We start from the raw sequence: 20998 nt of genomic DNA, 5'->3' as shown, positions 1-20998 counted from the left end.
CTGTAGGAGTGAGCCTGCTCGCGATAGCGGAGTGTCAGTCGGCATTCCTCTATCTGACCCACCGCTATCGCGAGCAGGCTCACTCCTACAAGGGATCTGCGGTTTCTTGCGATATCCAGTAAACTGCCGCACGTTTTTTCTTCCTGAGTAGTGTTTTCCCCATGCAAATTGCCCTGGCGCCCATGGAGGGGTTGGTCGACGACATCCTGCGCGACGTGCTGACCCGCGTTGGCGGCATCGACTGGTGCGTGACCGAATTCATTCGGATCAACGATCAGTTGCTCACCCCGGCCTACTTCCACAAGTTCGGCCCGGAGCTGCTCAACGGCGCCCGCACCCGTTCCGGTGTGCCGTTGCGCGTGCAATTGTTGGGCTCCGATCCGGTGTGCCTGGCGGAAAACGCGGCGCTGGCCTGCGAGCTCGGCTCGGAAGTGATCGACCTTAACTTCGGCTGCCCGGCCAAGACCGTCAACAAATCCCGGGGCGGGGCAGTGCTGCTCAAGGAGCCAGAACTGCTCAACAGCATCGTCGAACACGTGCGTCGCGCCGTGCCGGCGCACATCCCGGTCACCGCGAAAATGCGCCTGGGTTTCGACAGCCCGGACGGCTCGCTGGTCTGCGCCACGGCGCTGGCCGAGGGCGGCGCCGAGCACATCGTGGTGCATGCCCGGACCAAGGTTGATGGCTACAAGCCGCCGGCGCATTGGGAGTGGATTCCGCGGGTGCAGGACGTGGTCAAGGTGCCGGTGTTCGCCAACGGTGATATCTGGAGCGTCGAGGACTGGCGTCGTTGCCGCGAGATCAGCGGCGTCGAAGACATCATGCTCGGACGCGGTCTGGTGTCGCGCCCGGATCTGGCCCGGCAGATCGCTGCCGCGCGCGCCGGTGAAGAAGTGGTCGAGATGACCTGGGCCGAGCTGCTGCCGCTGATTCAGGACTTCTGGCTGCAAGCCAAGGCGCAGATGACCGCACGGCAATCGCCGGGTCGCTTGAAGCAATGGCTGGCGATGCTGACGCGCAATTATCCCGAGGCGACGGAGCTGTTTACCGTGCTGCGCCGCGAGACCGAGCCGGACCAGGTCTCGCGCTTGCTCGGTTTGCCGGTCGCCGCCGCAGCCTGAAAAAAAATCTGCAAATACTCTCTTGAAAACATTTTGGCGGTCCCTATCTAAGGGGTACGCGATGCCGAATTCGGGTCGCGGAGTCAAAAAACCTTGCTGATTGTTTTCAGGAGATTTGAACCATGAGTACTGCATTTTCCCTGGCACCACTGTTCCGTTCCTCGGTGGGTTTCGACCGTTTCAACGACCTGTTCGAAACCGCGCTACGCAACGAGCCAGGCAGCACCTACCCACCCTACAACGTGGAAAAACACGGTGACGATCAATACCGCATCGTCGTAGCGGCAGCCGGTTTCCAGGAAGAAGACCTGGAGCTGCAAGTCGAGAAGGGTGTGCTGACCATCAGTGGTGGCAAGCGTGATGCCAACGAAGGCGTGACCTTCCTGCATCAAGGCATTGCCCAGCGTGCTTTCAAGCTGTCCTTCCGCCTGGCCGATCACATCGAGATCAAGGCCGCCGATCTGAGCAACGGTCTGTTGAGCATCGACCTGTTGCGGGTGATCCCGGAAGAAGCGAAAGCCAAGCGCATCCCGATCAACGGAGCGCAGAAGCCGGTTCTGCAGCACTGATTCACGTGCAGATACAAAATGCCTGAACAGGCGCTGAGCCGCTGAATGAAGGCCCCGATCCGTCGGGGCCTTTTTTGTGGCCGCAAGAAAAGCGCTGTTCGACTTTGCCCCTGACAGCGGTTTCTCTACAATTCTCCGCAATTTTGCCGGCCCCACTCCTTGGCGGTCGGCCTGGAGTCTTTTTTCATGGACGAGATTCAACAGCGCTGGCTGTGCGCCCTTTCTGCACCAATGGCTGCGCTCAATACCGGCGCCGGGTACGACGACCCCGCGTTCTGCGATGACCACTACATCGATCTGAAAGACAGCTGGGGGATCGATGATCGGCGGCAATTGTTCGACATGCTCGAATGGATGACCGATGACGGCCATGCCAAGCATCTCAGCGGTGCCTATCTGGCTTGGCAGCGTTGTCTGCCGAGTCAATGGCAGGCGTTGCTCGAAGAATTGAGCCCCCGCGAGCGTGTCCTGCATGAATTCGCCAGCCGTACGTTCGGCAGTTGCGGCCCCGGGGGGATTTTGTCCTGGGATTACGGGCGGATGGGGTTTCTCCTGCGGTGTGCGGTACGCAATCAGTGGATCGATTTGGTCGAGAGCAACTGGCTGCACAGTCGCTTGGCCATCAGGGCGCAATTTCACTACGGCAGCTGGATGGCTTATTTCAATGGTTTTGTGGTGGGTCGGACCTTTTGGAGCTGCCTGAGCACCAGCGATGACGAGCTGGCTTGCGAGCTGGACCGACAGGGTAACAGCGCCCACAACCTGCGGATTACTCGTGGCCTTGCGCAGAACATTCCGCACTTTCTGGCTGATTTGCCTTGGCACATGGAAATTGAGCTGCCGCCACGGCCGGCATCGCTCAAGGAGTTCGACTGGTCATGAGTTGCTGGATCCGACTGGGCATCGAGCCTACTACTGACGAAAACCTGATTCGCAATGCCTACCGCGCACGCCTGCCGGCGCATCATCCAGAGACCGATCCGGAGGGCTTTCAGGCGTTGCGCATGGCTTACGAAAACGCGATGCGTCTGGCGCGTGAGGAAGAGGAGGACGAGTCCGAAGAACAGTCCGAAGAGGCAGAGCAGGAGATCGTCGCGATCCCTCAGGTGTTCGTGAATTTCTGCGAGCTGCTTGATGATCCCGCGCGGCGGTTCAATTTCGCGGCATGGCAGGCATTTGTTCAGGCACTGGATGAATTGTCACTGGATGAGCTGGATGAGCTCAGTTGGGGGCTCTACCACCGGATGGCGGGTGCCGGTCCGTTGTCCTACCGTTGCGCGAACCTGTTGGCCAGGCGAATGGCCTGGGATCAACAGTTGCTCGATCTGGAGTTCGATGATGCACACCGGGTGGAAGCCTTTCTGCAGCGAATCGAAACGCCCGACCCATTCAACACGGATCTGATGAGCTCCTGGTCAGAGTCTGCGCAGACTGAATCGCTGTGGTACGCCCGTAGTCTCGACTTCATCTTCTCTCAGCGCCCCCTCCATGAGTTCGCCGACTTCGCCAGTCAGCACACGTGCCTGCCGTTGCCGGATGATGCTGTGTTCATCAAGCGCTTGCTGGTGCAGTTCACTCAAGCGGGAATCGGTGCGTCGACATTTTTGCAGTGCTGTGTCGAGCAGCAACTTGCAGCTCCGGATGATGTGGACTGGCTGTACTTGCTGGCGTGTCAGAACAGCTTGTTGGGCCGGGACGATCATGCATTGCCTTGCTGGATCCGGCTGTGGAGCGAACATCGTCATCCGATGGCTGAAAGCCGTCTGCTGGAGCTGTGTGCCAAGCGACAGCCGACCTTTCTACCGCTGCTGATTCAGGCATTCGATCGTCTGCAGGACTGCGCTGACTGGTCAGAGGATCTCGGGGATGAGTGCCAGGTCTATGGCAGTCCGTCACAGCGCCCGGAGACGCTGAATCGTTGGCTGGATGTCGGGCAGTTGCAGCTTGATAGTCTGGCGCAGAGCTTTGTCGACTGGCGCATGACGGGCGATGAACTCCCATTGTTAGCACAGCTGTTGGGCGAAAATGCCGACAGCCGATTGCTGCAGCTGTACCGCCAGGCCTGGGCGTTGCATCGGGGGGATTCGGCGTTGCTGCAGCAGATTCTGGATGCGCCGCTGCCGGTCGATGCGCTCGAAAGCCTGGTGATGGGCGGTTTCAAATATCAGGCCGGGCAGCATCTGCGCTGGTTGAGCAGTGCCCCGATTGCGCAGGCGATGGACGCTTTCTGCGAGGCGGACGCGATTTCGCGCAGCTTGCCCGAGGTGCTGACAAAAGGCGAAACGCACAAGGTCTGTCGTTTGTGGCTGCGACGCTTGCGGCCCTACAGCGCCGCGGCGCTGGAGCGAATGGCCGAAGCGTTCAGCCTGAGCGCCGTCAAAGACGACTGCGACTTGTCCGAACTCGATCTGCTGCTGCAGTTGAGCCTTCGCGGTATTGAATTGCCGCCGGTTGGCTTGGGGCAGGCTACATGGGAATGGAATGCCCAGACCCTGTTTTTACTGGCGTTGCTGGAGCAGCCCGGGCGTTGGCTGCAGTTGATTGATGCACAGTGCCTGGAGCGCCTGGCATTCAATCCTGCTCATCCTTTGGCTCGGTTGCAGCCACTGTTGCAGCGCTTGCGGCGTGAGCAAGGCAGTTGCGACGGTTTACTGGGATGGCTGCAAGGCGATGATCCGGTTCATGGTTTGTTGGTGCAGCAATTGTTCAGCGTGCAACAGGCTCTCGACAGCGCCAGACTGCCTGCCAATACCTTGCTTTACACCTGCGTCGAAAGCGACCGGGAAGCCTGCGGTGACGATCTGCTGGGTTTGTTGATGTTCTGGGGCGTGCTCTATCACGACCCGAGCCTGGGCGCCGAACAGCATCGTGCCTTGTTGCAGTCGATCGCGGCGGTCAGTTGTGAGGACGACTGGTTCGAAGGTTTTCGCGACGGCTTGATCAAGGGCGAGCCGGTGTGGCCGCCGCGCAAGGTGTTGACGGATTTTGGTGTCGACAAACTGCTGGCGTATGAGGCACTGGACGCACTCAAGTCCCTGATTCGTTATGGCGCTGCCGGTGTGCCGAAAACGCGCGTACTGCGCCAATTGCAGCAGGGCAAGGATGACGTGCAGAACAGTATCGGGTTACGGCTGGCATTGTGTGCCTTGCTGTCCTGGTCGGAACGGTTACTGCTGGCCAACAGTGATATTCAGCCGGTACCGGCGGGTGCGATCTGGCGCCTGGGGTCTCGGCTGGGGCGCAAGGCTTTTATCGCTCAGGTTCTGGGGGTTGTGGTGATTACACCGGTGGCAGGTCTGATCAGTGGCACCACGGCCTCTGGCATTCTCATCCTGTTACTCGGTGTCCTGCTGCTGCTCGGCGCCATTCTGCGCCGGTTGCACGACATGGGCCGGGGCATACCAACGTTGCTGATATTCATGGCGCTGTCACCGGTCCTGCCATTTTTGCCATTGGTGCTGTTCGGTTTTCCGGGAGATAAATTACCCAACCGCTACGGCGTGCCGCCGGACAGCGGTGGTAGCGACATGCTGTCCGGCGGCCTGCAGGCTGCTTTGCGTCGGCTCAACGGCTAAAGGCGCAGTTGATCCAGCGCCTTGTTGAGCTCCGAGCGGTGGCTGGCAATCTCTGACGGTTGCTGGCCGCCGAGTACCGTAGTGAAACTGTGCAGCCATTCGGCAATGCGTTCGCGTTGTGTGCCGAGGCTCTGCATCCACGCGCGTTCCAGGCGGGCCAGCAATGTGCGGTTGGGTAATGCATCACGTGGATGGACCTTCAGTGTGGACAGGCGGTTGTGGCTTTCCCTTCGCGCCTGTTCATCCAGCCCCGTAGGGCTGCGGTCAATACTGTGGCTGTGGCGATCACCGGTTTCGAGCAGCGTGACGTCGACTTCGAGCAGCCCGTTGATGTCGTAACTGAAGCGCACATCCAGTTCCTGAATGTGATCGCAGGGCGTCAAGTCGACATCGAAAGCGTCAATCAGGATGTTGTCGCGTACCCACGGCCGTTCGCCCTGATAGACCGCAATGCGGATCTGTGCCTGACCGGGATGGGTGGTGTGATAGCGCTCCACCCGTGACGTCGGGATGATGGTGTTACGTTCGATGATCGGCGAAAAGGCACCGTCGATACCGTTGCCGCGCATGGTCGCAATACCCAGCGTGTAAGGGCAGACATCGGTCAGGATCAACTCTTCCACCGCACCATCACGCGCCTTGCACGCAGCTTGCGTGGCCGCGCCGAGTGCAACGATGGTGTCCGGGTCGAGATGCCGATACGGCAAGCGTCCAAATAGCGTGGCGACCATCTGCTGCACCGCCGGCATCCGCGTGGCGCCACCGACCAGCACCAGGCTGTCGAGATCCCTGGGCTTCAGGCGTGCATCGCGCAGAGCCTGTTCGATCGGTGCGCGCAATCGTGCGAGCAATGGCTCCCAGATCTTCACGGCGGCGGTTTCGTCCAGCGACCATTCAAATGACCGGTCGACATGCTGCCAGCGCAATGACTGAGTGCCTTCGCCGAGTTTGCACTTGAGCTGCTCCAGCGCGTCGCCAAGGCTGGCCATGCCTTGAGCATCGATCGTTGACGGGGTCAGTTGCCAGTTTTTCAGGCAGGCTTGCAACAGCGCAGCGGTGAAGTCCTCGCCACCAAGGAAGTTGTCGCCGGTGGAGGCATGCACTTCGATCAACGGCAGTGCGTATTCCAGCACCGTGACGTCGAACGTGCCGCCACCCAGATCGAAGATCAATGTGCGCTCGAACTTTTGCTCGTGCAGCCCATAGGCCATCGCGGCAGCGGTCGGTTCATTGATCAGGCGGGTGACGGTGAGGCCGGCCAGTTCGGCGGCGAACAGGGTGCGCTTGCGTTGCTCGTCACTGAAATACGCCGGCACCGAAATTACAGCTTCCGATACCGGGTAGCCGAGAAATGCTTCGGCGTCCTGTTTGAGCGAGCCGAGCACCAGCGCCGACAATTCTTCCGGGCTGAAGTGGCGATTCCCGAGTTCGATTCGCTTGTCGCTGCCCATGAAGCGCTTGAAGGCAGCGGCTGTGCGATCGGGATGCGTGGTCAGGCGAGCGCGAGCGGCTTTGCCGACCAGAATCGTGTCATCTTCATCGAGGCTGACCACTGACGGGGTGAGTACCTCGCCGAGGGCGTTGGGGATCAATCGGGCCTGACCGTCCTGCCAGACGGCGATCAGGCTGTTGGTGGTGCCAAGGTCAATGCCCAGCAGGGCTGGGCGGGGAAGGGTTGCATCCTGCATGATCGATCTCGAAACAGCGCAAAAAACGCGACCCTACAGGTTGTCGCAAATCCTGACAATTATTGATCTGTTGCAAACTGCCCGCCTCACGACAGCATCTTTTTCAACGCCTCCAACGCCACCGGCCGACTGTGCAGATAGCCCTGATACAAATGGCAGCCCAGCCCCTGAAGGAACGCCAGTTGCTCCGGCGTCTCCACGCCTTCGGCAATCACCTCCAGTTCCAGGCTGCGGGCCATGGCGACGATGGCGCGGATGATCTCGGCGTCGTTGGGGTCGGTGGTTGCGTCGCGGATGAACGACTGGTCGATTTTCAGGGTGTCCACCGGCAGGCGCTTGAGGTAGGTCAGCGATGAATAGCCGGTGCCGAAATCGTCCATGGCGAAGCTCACACCGAGTTTTTTCAGGCGGCGCATCTTGCTGATGGTGTCCTCCAGGTTCTGGATGACGATGCCTTCGGTGATCTCCAGTTTCAGCAGCGAGCAGGGCAGGCCGTGGCTGCTCATGCTGTGTTCGATGCGTTCGACGAAGTCGTTCTGGCGGAACTGCCGTGGGCTGATGTTTACGCACAGGCTGAAGTTGAGCGGGTCGACCAGTTTCAGCGCGATCAATTGTTTGAACGCCTCACAGGCCTCATCGAGGATCCAGGTACCGACCTCCAGAATCAGCCCGCTGTCTTCCAGCACCTTGATGAATTCAGTGGGCGATTGCGCGCCGAGTTCCGGGTGATTCCAGCGCACCAGCGCCTCGGCGCCAATGATGCGGTTGTCCCGCGCATCGACCTGCGGCTGGTAGTGCACGTTGAATTCACCGCGCGACAACGCCAGACGTAAGTCAGTCTCCATGCGCAGCCGTTCGCTGGCCGCCTTTTGCATGGTGTTGTGGTACATCTGCGTGGTGTTGCGCCCGGAATCCTTGGCCCGGTACAGCGCAATGTCGGCGCGTTTGAGCAGGTCGGTCGGGGTCGAGCCGTGATCGGGAATCAGTGCCACGCCGATGCTCGGTGTCACTTGCAGGCGCTGGCCGTCGAGGAACATCGGCTCCGAGAGCAGTTCGCGAATGGTGTCGGCCAGTTCCCGCACTTGTGCACTGACCTCGTTGCGCGTGCCTTCGAGGCCACTGAGCAGCACCACGAATTCATCGCCGCCGAGACGCGCCACCGTGTCCTCCATGCGCACGCTGGCTTCAAGCCGCGCGGTGATGATTTTCAGCACCGTATCGCCGACCGGATGACCCAGCGAGTCGTTGATGTGCTTGAAGTGATCGAGGTCGAGGAACAGCAGCGCACCGCGCAGGTTGTGGCGCTTGAGCAGGGCAATCTGCTGGCTCAGGCGATCCATCAGCAAGGCGCGGTTGGGCAGATTGGTCAGCGGATCGTGATAGGCCAGATGGCGGATCTGTGCTTCAGCGTTTTTCAACAGGCTGACGTCCCGGGCGGTCAGCAGCAGGCACGCCGTTTCGTTGAGGGTGATCGGTTCGATCGACACTTCAACGGTCAGCAACTCACCGCGCTTGTTGCGCCCGAGCATTTCCTGATGGTGCACGCGGCCCTTGATCTGCAGTTCGGCAAGCAGAGCCGAGCGTTGTTTCTCTTCGGCCCAGATGCCGATCTGGTACACGGTCTTGCCCACCACTTCTTCAGCACGATAACCGGTGAGGCGGCAGAAACCGTCGTTGACCTCCAGATAGCGCCCGGTGTCACGTTCGGTGATGGTGATCGCGTCGGGGCTGGAGTGAAACGCCTTGGCGAATTTCTCTTCGCTGGCCTTGAGTGCGGCCTCGGAGCGCTGCTGTTGAGTGATGTCGCGCAGGGTAGTGACGATGCACGGCTGATTGCCGACGCTGATCTGCCGGCTGGAAATCACGCACGTCAGCGACTGGCCGTCCTTGTGCTGGACGATGATTGCGACATTGCTCAGGCCCTGTTCGCGGATCACCCGCTCGATACGTTGCAGGCTTTTCGCCGAGGCGTCCCACAGGCCGATGTCCTCGGCGGTGCGCCCGATCACGTCGGCGGCGCTCCAGCCGAAGGTCTGGGTGAAGCTGTTGTTGATCTCGATGAACTCGCCGCTGTCCTGGCGGGTGACGCAGATCGGGTCGGGGCTGACCTGGAACAGCGTGGCAAATTTCTCTTCGGAGGCGACCAGGCGTTGCTCGCGCTCGACCTGATCGGTGATGTCCAGCAAGGTCCCGGCCATACGCAGTGGCGCGCCATTTTCGTCGCGGTAGAGGCGGGCGCGGCTTTCCAGATAACGTGAGCTGCCATCCGCCAGTTGCACGCGATAGGTCAGTTGATAGTTGCCGGCCGGGCCTTCACGCAGGCTGCGGTAGGCGTCGCGCATGCTGTCGCGCTCCTCACCGGGCACGCCTTCGAAAAACTCCTCGAACGACTCGTGAAACGGGATCGGCTCCAGCCCGTGCAGTTGCGCGGCCCGCGCCGAGCCGTAGAGCATGCCGCTGGGAATGTGCCAGTCCCAGGTGCCGAGTTGCGCCGAGTCCAGCGCCAGATCAAGGCGTTCCTGACTGTCTTTCAAGGCGTGTTCGGCGGCTTTGCGTTCGGTGGTGTCGAGAAACGTGCTGAGCAGATACGGCTGGCCTTCGAGTTCGACCTTTTGCGCACTGAGGATACCGTCATGAATCTGCCCGTTGCTGGCGCGGAACTGCACTTCCATGCTGATCAATTCACCTTTGGCCTTGGTCTTTTTCACCAGCTCTGCGCGTTGTTCGGGGTGCACCCACAGGCCCAGTTCCAGTGTGGTGCGACCGATGGCGTCCTGGACCGGCCAGCCGAACAGACTTTCGAAATACTGGTTGGCTTCAGTGATCAGGCCGTCTTCCTGGCGCGTCAGCAGCACCATGTTCGGGCACAGGTGAAAAAGTGTGGCGAAACGTTTCTCCGAGCTGCTCAGAGCCTGTTCGCGCTGGCGCTGGTGGGTGATTTCGCGAATCACCCCGATCATTCGGGGCCGGCCGTTTTTGTCCGGCAGCAGGCTGCCGCTGATTTCCAGCCAATGCAGGCTGCCGTCGGGCCAGCGGATGCGGTGGTGCATCGCCTGTTCCAGCGGGGCGCCGGCAATCACCGCGTGGAAGGCGCGCACGGTTTTCGCCCGGTCTTCGGGCGGCAGCAGGTCGAGATATTCCAGGTCCTGGGGCAACGGTTGACGTGGATCGAAGCCGAACAGCGCCTGGGTACCCCGTGACCAGCTGATCTGCCCGCGCTCGATGTCCCAATACCAGGCACCGAGCCGGGCGCCGTTGAGCGCGGCGAGCAATTGCGGCGCACTCTCCCAGCTCTGCTCGGAACGTCGCGGATCAATGGCCTGAATACGCGGCATCGGCGGAATTCGGTCAACAGATTTCGGCATTGTTAACGGGCCTTGAGCTGATGGTGGCGTTAGGTACAGGGACAGCGGCTCTATAGGAGTAGCACAAGTTAGCCTGGAGTCCCTGGCAGATCGATTTGCGCATCCAGCAAGGCCATGAAAGCCCTTGCCGCATTCGACAGCGTCCGTTCGGTGTGCACGATATAGCCTAGCTGGCGACTGAGCTGTATGCCCGGCAAAGGTATGCGCGCCACCTGTTCATCAAGCATGGTGCGGGGCAGAACACTCCAGGCCAGACCAATGGAGACCATCATCTTGATGGTTTCCAGGTAGTTGGTGCTCATGGCGATGTTCGGCGTCAGCCCTTGGGCTTCGAACAAGCGTTGGACAATGTGATGAGTAAAGGTGTTGCCTCCGGGAAAAACGGCCGGATGACCGGCAATGTCCGCCAGACTCACCGCGCCGTTGCTGATCAGCGAATGTTCCGGCGCCACCACGAAATCCAGCGGGTCGTCCCACACCGGCGCGGCTTTGACCAGTGTGTGCGGCTCTGGCGCCAGGGTGATCACCGCCAGTTCCGCACGGCCATGGAGAATCTCTTCGTAGGCCACTTCCGAATCAAGGAACTGAATATCCAGCGCCACCTGTGGGTAGCGGCGGGTGAATTCCCTTAACAGGGGCGGCAAGCGGTGCAGGCCGATGTGGTGACTGGTGGCCAGGGTCAGCCGACCGCTGACTTCGCCGGTCAGGTTGGTCAGGGCACGGCGGGTGTCGTCCAGCACGTTGAGAATCTGATAAGCCCGGGGCAACAGGGCGCGGCCGGCCTCGGTCAGGCCCACTTCACGACCGAGTCGGTCGAATAGCCGCACCTTCAATTGCTGCTCCAGTCCGGCGATGCGTTTGCTGATCGCCGGTTGCGTCAGATGCAGGCGTTCCCCGGCGCCGGAGAAGCTGCCGGTCTCGGCGATGGCGATAAAAGCATTGAGGTTGGCCAGATCCATGGTTCGTATTCCAGTTGGTTATCCAAAGCATAAAAAATATGAATTTGAGTTATTTAATGTAACCCCATAGGATCGGCCTCACAAGCCAAAGGGTTATTGATAAGCCCAGGGCATAGAAACAAGCTGATGAGGAACCGTCTGATGGCCGGCAAAACGCTCTACGACAAGCTCTGGGATTCGCATTTGGTCAAACAGCGCGACGATGGCTCGGCGCTGATCTATATCGATCGTCACATCATCCACGAAGTGACCTCGCCGCAAGCCTTCGAAGGCCTGCGTCTGGCCGGGCGCAAGCCGTGGCGCATCGATGCCAACATCGCGACCCCGGACCACAACGTACCGACCACACCGGAGCGCAAGGGCGGCATCGCCGCGATTGCCGACCAGGTCTCGCGTTTGCAGGTGCAGACCCTCGATGACAACTGTGATGAATACGGCATTGTCGAGTTCAAGATGAACGACATCCGTCAGGGCATCGTCCACGTGATCAGCCCGGAGCAGGGCGCAACCTTGCCGGGCATGACCGTGGTCTGCGGCGACTCGCACACCTCGACCCACGGCGCGTTCGGTGCCTTGGCGCACGGGATCGGCACTTCCGAGGTCGAGCACGTGCTCGCCACCCAGTGCCTGGTCGCGAAGAAAATGAAGAACATGCTGGTGCGCGTCGAAGGTCAGTTGCCATTCGGTGTGACCGCCAAGGACATCGTCCTCGCGGTGATCGGCAAGATCGGCACCGCCGGCGGTAACGGCCATGCCATCGAATTCGCCGGCAGCGCGATCCGCGACCTGTCCGTCGAAGGCCGCATGACCATCTGCAACATGTCCATCGAAGCCGGCGCCCGTGTGGGTCTGGTGGCTGCGGATGAAAAAACCGTCGAGTACGTCAAGGGCCGTCCGTTCGCGCCGAAAGGCGCGCAGTGGGATCAGGCGGTTGAAGCCTGGAAAGACCTGGTCTCCGACGCTGATGCCAAGTTCGACACCGTAGTTGAACTCGACGCGGCGCAGATCAAGCCGCAAGTCAGCTGGGGCACTTCGCCTGAAATGGTGCTGGCCGTTGATCAGAACGTGCCGGATCCGGCCAAAGAGATGGATCTGGTCAAGCGCGATTCGATCGTCCGCGCCTTGAAATACATGGGTTTGACCGCCAATCAGGCGATCACCGACATTCAGCTGGATCGCGTGTTCATCGGCTCTTGCACCAACTCGCGCATCGAAGACTTGCGCGCTGCAGCCGTGATCGCCAAGGGTCGCAAAGTCGCTTCGACGATCAAGCAGGCAATCGTCGTACCGGGCTCGGGTCTGGTGAAGGCGCAGGCGGAAGCCGAAGGTCTGGACAAGATTTTCCTCGAAGCCGGTTTCGAATGGCGTGAGCCGGGTTGCTCGATGTGCCTGGCGATGAACCCGGACCGTCTGGAGTCCGGCGAGCATTGCGCCTCGACCTCCAACCGTAACTTCGAAGGCCGTCAGGGTGCCGGTGGCCGTACCCACCTCGTGAGTCCGGCCATGGCCGCTGCGGCGGCGGTAAACGGTCGTTTCATCGACGTTCGTGAATTGATCTAAAAGGAAGCGCAGCATGAAAGCCTTTACCCAGCACACTGGTCTCGTCGCGCCTCTGGATCGTGCCAACGTCGACACCGACCAGATCATTCCCAAGCAGTTCTTGAAGTCGATCAGGCGCACCGGTTTCGGCCCGAACCTGTTCGATGAGTGGCGTTACCTGGATGTCGGCCAGCCGTATCAGGACAACTCCAAGCGTCCGTTGAACAAGGACTTCGTGCTCAACGCCGAGCGTTATCAAGGTGCCAGCGTGTTGCTGGCCCGCGAGAACTTCGGTTGCGGCTCCAGCCGTGAACACGCGCCGTGGGCGCTGGAAGAATACGGTTTCCGCAGCATCATCGCGCCGAGCTACGCCGACATCTTCTTCAACAACAGCTTCAAGAACGGCTTGCTGCCGATCATCCTGAGCGACGCTGAAGTCGATGAGTTGTTCAAGCAGGTCGAGGCCGAGCCGGGCTATCAATTGCAGATCGATCTGCACGAACAGACCGTGACCAGCCCGAACGGCAAGGTGTACCGCTTCGAGATCGACGCGTTCCGCAAGCATTGCTTGTTGAATGGGCTGGACGATATCGGCCTGACCTTGCAGGACGGTGATGCGATTGCCGCGTTCGAGGCCAAGCATCGTGTGAGCCAGCCGTGGTTGTTCCGCGACGCATAAGATTGATGTAGTCAGGGCTGGCCCCTTCGCGAGCAAGCTCGCTCCCACATTTGAAATGCATTCCCCTGTGGGAGCGGGCTTGCTCGCGAAGAGGCCGGCCCAAACAACACAAATACCAGGAAGTGACCATGACCAGCACCGCCCAGCACAGTCAGGTTGTACAAAAGCAATTCGGTGAACAGGCCGCCGCCTACCTGAGCAGCGCTGTTCACGCTCAAGGCACCGAGTTCGCGCTGCTACAGGCTGAACTGGCCGGGCAGGGCGACGCCCGGGTGCTGGACCTGGGGTGCGGTGCCGGTCATGTGAGTTTTCATGTGGCGCCGCTGGTCAAGGAAGTGGTGGCCTACGACCTGTCGCAGCAAATGCTCGATGTGGTGGCCGCTGCGGCGGTTGATCGCGGCATGAACAACATTGCCACGGTCAACGGCGCCGCCGAGCGCCTGCCGTTTGCCGATGGTGAATTCGATTACGTGTTCAGCCGTTATTCGGCGCACCATTGGAGCGACCTCGGGGTGGCCCTGCGCGAAGTGCGTCGGGTGCTGAAACCGGGCGGTGTGGCAGCGTTCATCGACGTGTTGTCACCGGGCAGTCCGCTGTTTGACACTTACCTGCAAAGCGTCGAAGTGCTGCGCGACACCAGCCATGTGCGCGACTATTCCGCCGGTGAGTGGCTGCGTCAGGTCGGCGAGGCCGGGCTGCATACCCGCAGCACCAGCCGTCAGCGCCTGCGTCTGGAGTACAGCAGTTGGGTGGAGCGTATGCGCACGCCCGAAGTGATGCGCGCGGCGATCCGCCAGTTGCAGCAGTCGATGGGCAATGAAGTGCGCGAATATTTTGAGATTGATGCCGACGGCTCGTTCAGTACAGATGTAATCGTACTGATGGCTGAACGCTAAGAATTTTTCCGGGCGCGCCCTGAGTGGCGCACCGATTGAAGACACGAGGAAAGCATGAGCAAGCAGATTCTGATTCTCCCAGGTGACGGTATTGGTCCGGAAATTATGGCCGAAGCGGTCAAGGTGCTGGAGCTGGCCAACGACAAGTACAGCCTGGGCTTCGAGCTGAGCCATGACGTGATCGGTGGCGCGGCCATCGACAAGCATGGCGTGCCGTTGGCCGACGAAACCCTCGAGCGTGCCCGTGCAGCCGATGCAGTCCTGTTGGGCGCCGTGGGCGGCCCGAAATGGGACACCATCGAGCGTGACATCCGCCCTGAGCGCGGTCTGCTGAAAATTCGTGCGCAGCTGGGCCTGTTCGGCAACCTGCGTCCGGCGATCCTCTACCCGCAACTGGCCGACGCTTCGAGCCTGAAGCCGGAAATCGTTGCTGGTCTGGACATCCTGATCGTCCGTGAGCTGACCGGCGGCATCTACTTCGGCGCGCCACGCGGCACCCGTACCCTGGAAAACGGTGAGCGTCAGTCCTACGACACCCTGCCGTACAGCGAAAGTGAAATCCGCCGTATCGCCCGCGTCGGTTTCGACATGGCCATGGTCCGTGGCAAGAAGCTGTGTTCGGTGGACAAGGCCAACGTGCTGGCGTCCAGCCAATTGTGGCGTGAAGTGGTCGAGCAGGTCGCCAAGGATTATCCGGACGTCGAACTGAGCCACATGTACGTCGACAACGCCGCCATGCAACTGGTGCGCGCACCGAAGCAGTTCGACGTGATCGTCACCGACAACATGTTCGGCGACATCCTGTCCGACGAAGCCTCGATGCTTACCGGCTCCATCGGCATGCTGCCGTCGGCCTCGCTGGATTCGAACAACAAGGGCATGTACGAGCCTTGCCACGGTTCGGCCCCGGACATCGCGGGCAAAGGCATTGCCAACCCGCTGGCGACCATTCTGTCGGTGTCGATGATGCTGCGTTACAGCTTCAATCTGCACGATGCGGCCGATGCCATCGAGAAAGCCGTCAGCGTGGTGCTGGATCAAGGCTTGCGTACCGGTGACATTTATTCGGCCGGTTGCACTAAAGTCGGAACGCAGGAAATGGGTGACGCAGTAGTCGCCGCGCTGCGGAATCTGTAATCTCTCGGGCCCGCTGCGAAATTCAATACAAAGCAGCGGCCCACTTTTCAAGAAGGTGTAGTTGCGATGAAACGTGTAGGTCTGATCGGTTGGCGCGGCATGGTCGGTTCCGTGCTCATGCAGCGGATGCTGGAAGAGCAGGATTTCGATCTTATCGAGCCGGTGTTTTTCACCACTTCCAATGTCGGTGGCCAAGGCCCGTCCGTGGGCAAGGACATTGCTCCGCTCAAGGACGCTTACAGCATTGAAGAGCTGAAAACCCTCGACGTGATTCTGACCTGCCAGGGCGGCGACTACACCAGCGAAGTGTTCCCGAAGCTGCGCGAAGCCGGCTGGCAGGGTTACTGGATCGACGCGGCTTCCAGCCTGCGCATGAACGATGACGCCGTCATCATTCTCGACCCGGTCAACCGCAAGGTCATCGACCAGCAACTGGACGCGGGCACCAAGAACTACATCGGCGGCAACTGCACCGTCAGCCTGATGCTGATGGGCCTGGGTGGTCTGTTCGAGGCCGGTCTGGTCGAGTGGATGAGCGCCATGACTTATCAGGCGGCCTCCGGTGCCGGCGCGCAGAACATGCGTGAACTGATCAAGCAGATGGGCGCGACCCACGCTGCGGTGGCCGATCAACTGGCCGATCCGGCCAGCGCGATCCTCGACATCGACCGTCGCGTGGCCGAAGCCATGCGCAGCGACGCGTACCCGACCGAAAACTTCGGCGTGCCGCTGGCCGGCAGCCTGATCCCGTGGATCGACAAGGAACTGCCGAACGGCCAGAGCCGTGAAGAGTGGAAGGCCCAGGCCGAGACCAACAAGATCCTCGGCCGCTTCAAGAGCCCGATCCCGGTCGACGGCATCTGCGTGCGCATCGGCGCCATGCGTTGCCACAGCCAGGCGCTGACCATCAAGCTGAACAAAGACGTGCCGATCGCTGATATCGAAGGGCTGATCAGCCAGCACAACCCTTGGGTCAAACTGGTGCCGAACAACCGCGACATCAGCATGCAGGAGCTGAGCCCGACCAAGGTCACCGGCACCCTGAACGTACCGGTGGGTCGTCTGCGCAAGCTGAACATGGGCTCGCAATTCGTCGGTGCGTTCACCGTCGGCGACCAACTGCTGTGGGGCGCGGCCGAACCGCTGCGTCGCATGCTGCGGATCCTGCTGGAGCGTTGATCGCTTGATGCAATGAAAGAACCCGTGCCTTGTGATAGGTGCGGGTTTTTTTATGCCTGAGGTTTTCCGGTGTCAGGTCTGGCGCCTTCGCGAGCAAGCCCGCTCCCACCCTTGAAATGCGTTCCCCCTGTGGGAGCGGGCTTGCTCGCGAAGAGGTCAGAACAGACACTGCAAGTCCCGCAGAAATTGCCTGCATGGCAGTCACCCGGTAAAGTGCCGCTCCCCCCGTTTCGCCAGAGGTAGAACCATGACCCAGACCCTTGATATTGCCGTCGTCGGCGCCACCGGTACTGTCGGCGAAACCCTCGTACAGATTCTCGAAGAACGCGACTTTCCGGTCGGCAACCTGCACCTCCTGGCCAGCAGCGAATCCGCCGGCAGCTCGGTGCTGTTCCGCAACAAGAACGTGCGCGTGCGTGAAGTCGACGAGTTCGATTTCAGCAAGGTCAAACTGGTGTTCTTCGCCGCTGGCGCTGCCGTTTCCCTGAGTTACGCGGCGCGTGCCCACGCGGCCGGTTGCTCGCTGATCGATCTGTCCGGCGCATTGCCGGCCGAGCAGGCGCCGCAAGTGGTGCCGGAGGCCAACGCCGAGGTCATTGCCGGTCTGAAAGCACCGTTCCAGGTCAGCAGCCCAAGCCCTTCGGCGACGACGCTGGCCGTGGTGCTGGCGCCGCTGCTCGATTTGCTCGAACTGCAATACGTCAACGTCACCGCCAATCTGGCCGTGTCCGCCCAAGGTCGCGAAGCTGTGACCGAGCTGGCGCGGCAGACCGCTGAGTTGCTGAACATGCGTCCGCTGGAGCCGACTTTCTTTGATCGGCAGATGGCCTTCAACCTGTTGGCCCAGGTCGGCACGCCCGACGCTCAAGGCCACACGCTGCTGGAAAAGCGGCTGGTGCGCGAGTTGCGTCAGGTGCTGAAGCAGCCTTTATTAAAGATTTCCGCCACTTGCGTTCAAGCCCCGGTGTTTTTTGGCGATAGCTATAGCGTGACCTTGCAGTCAGCGAGTGCGGTTGACCTGGCAAAGGTCAACGCTGCGCTTGAGGATGCGCCCGGCATCGAGCTGGTTGAGGCCGGCGATTATCCGACTGCGGTGGGTGACGCGGTGGGGCAGGACGTTGTCTATGTCGGTCGGGTGCGCAGCGGTGTCGACGACCCGGCGGAACTTAATCTGTGGCTGACGTCAGATAACGTACGCAAAGGCGCGGCCCTGAATGCTGTGCAGGTCGCTGAATTGTTGATAAAAGACCTGCCGTAAAAGATACTTGGCAACAATTTGTCGACTGATTCTAGGTGAGCGCTATGCTTGCCCGGAGCACTTGATAACGTGTCACCCTCCGGGACTTTCCGGGGCATCAAAGAAATGATCGCGCGCGGCAGTCTGTCGTCGTCGCGCGCAATGCCTTACGGCAGCGGCAATCAACATCTTCTCGCTGGCCGAGGAACGTTCAAACAAAGGATGAGGCTATGGTTCAAGTTCGCAAACTGGTGTTAGCAATAGCGGCCGCCTCGGCGCTGTCCTCCGGTATGGCGCATGCCCTCGGGCTCGGGGAGCTGACCCTGAAGTCGACCCTGAACCAGCCGCTGGTGGCCGAGATCGAGCTGCTCGACGTCAAGGATCTCACCGCTGCCGAAGTGGTGCCGAGCCTGGCTTCACCCGAAGATTTCGCCAAGGCCGGTGTCGATCGCCAGGCCTTCCTCAACGACCTGACGTTCACTCCGGTGCTCAACGCCAGCGGCAAAAGCGTGCTGCGCGTAACGTCGAGCAAGCCGCTGTCGGAACCGATGGTGAAATTCCTCGTGCAGGTGATGTGGCCGAATGGCCGTCTGCTGCGCGATTACAGTGTGCTGCTGGATCCGTCGAAATTCTCGCCACAGACCGCTGACGCCGCCGCGCAACCGGCACCGTCGCAGACCATCACCGCACCGACCACTGGCGCCACGCACCCGTCGCAATACACCACCACGCCGCGCGACACCCTGTGGGAAATTGCCGCGAAGGCGCGCACCGGCGGTTCGGTGCAGCAGACCATGCTGGCGATTCAGGCGCTCAACCCGGATGCGTTCATCGACGGCAACATCAACCGGCTGAAAACCGGTCAGGTGCTGCGCCTGCCGGACTCGGTGGAAAGCACCGCGCTGCCGCAATCGAAAGCGATTGCCGAAGTCGCCGCGCAGAACGAAGCCTGGCGTCAGGGTCGTCGCTATGTGGCCAAGCCGGGTACCGGCCAGCAGCAGCTCGATGCCACCAAGCGTGGTCGCAGCAATGTCGGCGCCGGCCAGAATGCCAAGGACAACCTGAGTCTGGTCTCTGCCGAAAACGCCAAAGGGCGTGGCAAAGGCCCGGCCGGCGATGCCAAGGCGTTGAGCAACAAGCTGGCGGTGACTCAGGAAAGCCTCGACACGACCCGTCGTGACAACGAGGAACTGAAAAGCCGCATGGCCGATCTGCAAAGTCAGCTGGACAAGCTGCAACGCCTGATCGAGCTGAAGAACAATCAACTGGCGAAGATGCAGGCCGAAGGCCCGGGCGCTGCGCCAGCCGCCACTGCTGCCGTACCGGCGATCACCGCCGAACTGGCTGCAACCCCTCCAGCCACCCCGGCAGAAGCGGCGCCAACACCTGAATCGGCGATTGCGCCACCGGTCGACACGCCTGCTGAAACGCCGGTGGTCGCGCCGAAACCGGTTGTTGACGAGGATAAAACCTTCAATGAACTGCTGACCAATCCGATCCTGCTGGGTCTGATCGGTGGCGGTGCGGTGGTGTTGCTGCTTCTGCTGTTGCTGCTGGCCCGTCGCCGCAAAGCCCAGCAGGAAGCCGAGAAACACCTGCGCATGGCTCGCGCTCTGGCGGAAGAGCAAGAGTTCTCCGCCGAGCAGGATCTGCCGGAAAGCAGCTTCGAAGGCCTGGAAACACCTGCTGCCAGCGTCAAGCTCAACACCCCGGCACCTGCGCCAGCGCCTGCTGCGGTAGTGGCTCCGGTGGTGATGGCTGAGCCGATTGCCGCGCCATTGGTCGCACCGTCCGCCGAGCGTTCCGATGACGTGCTGGACAAGGCTCAGTCGCACATCAATGCCGGTCGCCTGAATCAGGCCGCAGCGTTGCTGGAAGAGGGCGTCAGCCTCGAGCCGCAACGCAGTGATCTGCGTCTGAAGCTGATGGAAGTCTACGGTCAGCAGGGTGATCGCGATGCGTTCGTGGGTCAGGAGCGTCAGTTGGTGGCCAACGGTGATAACTTCGCCAAGGTCGAAGAGCTGAAAAAACGCTTCCCGGCCATGGCGGTCGTCGCTGTCGCGGGTCTGGCTGCAGCGGCAGCCGCCGCCGAACTCGATGCGCAATACGTCAAGGAGCTGCTGCTCGACGAGCCAGAGGCGCCTGCGCCTGAGCCTGCGGCGGACGACCTGGACAGCGCGTTCGACCTGAGCCTGGACGATCTCGACAACATCACTCCGGTTGAGCCTGCACCTGTTGTTGAGCCTGAAGCTCCGGTGGAGCTGGACGAGTTCCCGGCCGACGACGATCTGAGCTTTGAATCGGTGCTGCAACAGCAGACCGAGATCAAAGAGAACCTCGACGACCTGTCGGACTTCGACCTCGATCTGGATCTGGGTGCCGAGCCTGCGCCAGCTCCGGCGGCGGATCTGGCGGATGATGACTTCCTGCTGGATCTGGACGAAGGCGTGAAAGATCTGTCGCCGGCCGAACCTGTGGTCGCCAACGAAGTGCCACAGGACGATCTGGAGCTGCCGGCGGATTTCGATCTGTCGCTGGCTGATGAAATGGACAGCAACCCGGCGGCCGAGCCTGACGCATTCGCAGCGGAACTGAATGACGTCAACGCCGAGCTGGATCGCCTGTCGCAGAGCATCGCCGAGCCGACCTTCACCGAAGCCGATGCGGCCATGGGCGATGATCTGGGCGAGGACGATTTCGACTTCCTCGCCGGCACCGACGAAGCCGCGACCAAACTCGATCTGGCCCAGGCTTACATCGATATGGGCGACAGCGACGGCGCACGCGACATCCTCAACGAAGTGTTGACCGAGGGTGACGAAAAGCAGCGTGGCGAAGCCAAGGAAATGCTTTCGCACCTGGCATGAGCCAGCGTCAGCAGTAAACGGAACGGCAGCCCATCGAGGCTGCCGTTTTTTTTTGGGCTGGATTTCTGTGGTGCCTGATCGACCGCCTTCGCGAGCAAGCCCGCTCCCACATTTGGAATACATTCCTCCTGTGGGAGCGGGCTTGCTCGCGAAGAGGTCGGATCGGTCAACACAGAACTGACTGGCA

At 60.9% G+C, this 20998-nt stretch carries 14 protein-coding genes; 11 read left to right on the top strand and 3 right to left on the bottom strand.

What is annotated here, in order from left to right; genetic code table 11:
* Positions 1-161 precede the first annotated feature (161 nt).
* The 4 genes from E4T63_RS18290 to E4T63_RS18275 all read left to right on the top strand — a co-directional run bounded on the left by E4T63_RS18290 (position 162) and on the right by E4T63_RS18275 (position 5265).
* Positions 162-1121, top strand: coding sequence for a tRNA dihydrouridine synthase (locus E4T63_RS18290; RefSeq protein ID WP_096796151.1), 960 nt, complete (start codon positions 162-164; stop codon positions 1119-1121).
* 122 nt (positions 1122-1243) lie between these two features.
* Positions 1244-1690 (top strand): Hsp20 family protein, encoded by a 447-nt coding sequence (locus E4T63_RS18285; RefSeq protein WP_108183245.1) that lies wholly within the window; start codon positions 1244-1246, stop codon positions 1688-1690.
* A gap of 186 nt (positions 1691-1876) precedes the next feature.
* Positions 1877-2572: a DUF1266 domain-containing protein gene (locus E4T63_RS18280; RefSeq protein WP_135296212.1), complete on the top strand. Its 696-nt coding sequence runs from the start codon at positions 1877-1879 to the stop codon at positions 2570-2572.
* Positions 2569-5265, top strand: a complete 2697-nt coding sequence (locus tag E4T63_RS18275; protein WP_135296211.1) for a DUF805 domain-containing protein — start codon at positions 2569-2571, stop codon at positions 5263-5265. Before E4T63_RS18280 ends, E4T63_RS18275 begins: the two co-directional genes overlap by 4 nt.
* Here the strand turns inward: E4T63_RS18275 and E4T63_RS18270 are convergent.
* The 3 genes from E4T63_RS18270 to E4T63_RS18260 all read right to left on the bottom strand — a co-directional run bounded on the left by E4T63_RS18270 (position 5262) and on the right by E4T63_RS18260 (position 11277).
* A complete protein-coding gene (locus E4T63_RS18270) occupies positions 5262-6953 on the bottom strand; it encodes a molecular chaperone HscC (RefSeq protein WP_135296210.1) in 1692 nt (563 codons plus the stop codon). The genes E4T63_RS18275 and E4T63_RS18270 overlap by 4 nt on opposite strands.
* A gap of 86 nt (positions 6954-7039) precedes the next feature.
* Positions 7040-10318: a sensor domain-containing protein gene (locus E4T63_RS18265; protein WP_135296209.1), complete on the bottom strand. Its 3279-nt coding sequence runs from the start codon at positions 10316-10318 to the stop codon at positions 7040-7042.
* 68 nt (positions 10319-10386) lie between these two features.
* Positions 10387-11277, bottom strand: a complete 891-nt coding sequence (locus E4T63_RS18260) for a LysR family transcriptional regulator (RefSeq protein WP_103367614.1) — start codon at positions 11275-11277, stop codon at positions 10387-10389.
* 141 nt (positions 11278-11418) lie between these two features.
* Between E4T63_RS18260 and leuC the strand changes: the two genes are divergently transcribed.
* From leuC to E4T63_RS18225, 7 genes are all read left to right on the top strand, one after another.
* Positions 11419-12837: a 3-isopropylmalate dehydratase large subunit gene (leuC, locus tag E4T63_RS18255; RefSeq protein ID WP_096796153.1), complete on the top strand. Its 1419-nt coding sequence runs from the start codon at positions 11419-11421 to the stop codon at positions 12835-12837.
* A gap of 13 nt (positions 12838-12850) precedes the next feature.
* Complete coding sequence (gene leuD, locus E4T63_RS18250) at positions 12851-13495, top strand: 3-isopropylmalate dehydratase small subunit (protein ID WP_135296208.1); 645 nt, start codon at positions 12851-12853, stop codon at positions 13493-13495.
* A gap of 128 nt (positions 13496-13623) precedes the next feature.
* Positions 13624-14391 carry a class I SAM-dependent methyltransferase gene (locus tag E4T63_RS18245; RefSeq protein WP_135296207.1) on the top strand — a complete coding sequence of 256 codons (768 nt, stop codon included), beginning with the start codon at positions 13624-13626 and terminating at the stop codon, positions 14389-14391.
* A gap of 54 nt (positions 14392-14445) precedes the next feature.
* A complete protein-coding gene (gene leuB / locus E4T63_RS18240; protein ID WP_135296206.1) occupies positions 14446-15528 on the top strand; it encodes a 3-isopropylmalate dehydrogenase in 1083 nt (360 codons plus the stop codon).
* 66 nt (positions 15529-15594) lie between these two features.
* Positions 15595-16707 carry an aspartate-semialdehyde dehydrogenase gene (gene asd, locus E4T63_RS18235; RefSeq protein ID WP_003226428.1) on the top strand — a complete coding sequence of 371 codons (1113 nt, stop codon included), beginning with the start codon at positions 15595-15597 and terminating at the stop codon, positions 16705-16707.
* Between the two features lie 247 nt (positions 16708-16954).
* Positions 16955-17965, top strand: coding sequence for an aspartate-semialdehyde dehydrogenase (locus E4T63_RS18230; RefSeq protein ID WP_135296205.1), 1011 nt, complete (start codon positions 16955-16957; stop codon positions 17963-17965).
* 209 nt (positions 17966-18174) lie between these two features.
* On the top strand, positions 18175-20811 hold the full coding sequence (locus tag E4T63_RS18225; protein ID WP_135296204.1) for a FimV/HubP family polar landmark protein: 2637 nt from the start codon (positions 18175-18177) through the stop codon (positions 20809-20811).
* Positions 20812-20998: the final 187 nt, after the last annotated feature.

The organism is Pseudomonas fluorescens (assembly GCF_004683905.1).
GTDB classification, from domain to species: domain Bacteria; phylum Pseudomonadota; class Gammaproteobacteria; order Pseudomonadales; family Pseudomonadaceae; genus Aquipseudomonas; species Aquipseudomonas putida_A.
Note: the sequence above shows the minus strand (reverse complement) of the source record. Positions and strands in the feature narration are given on the sequence as shown.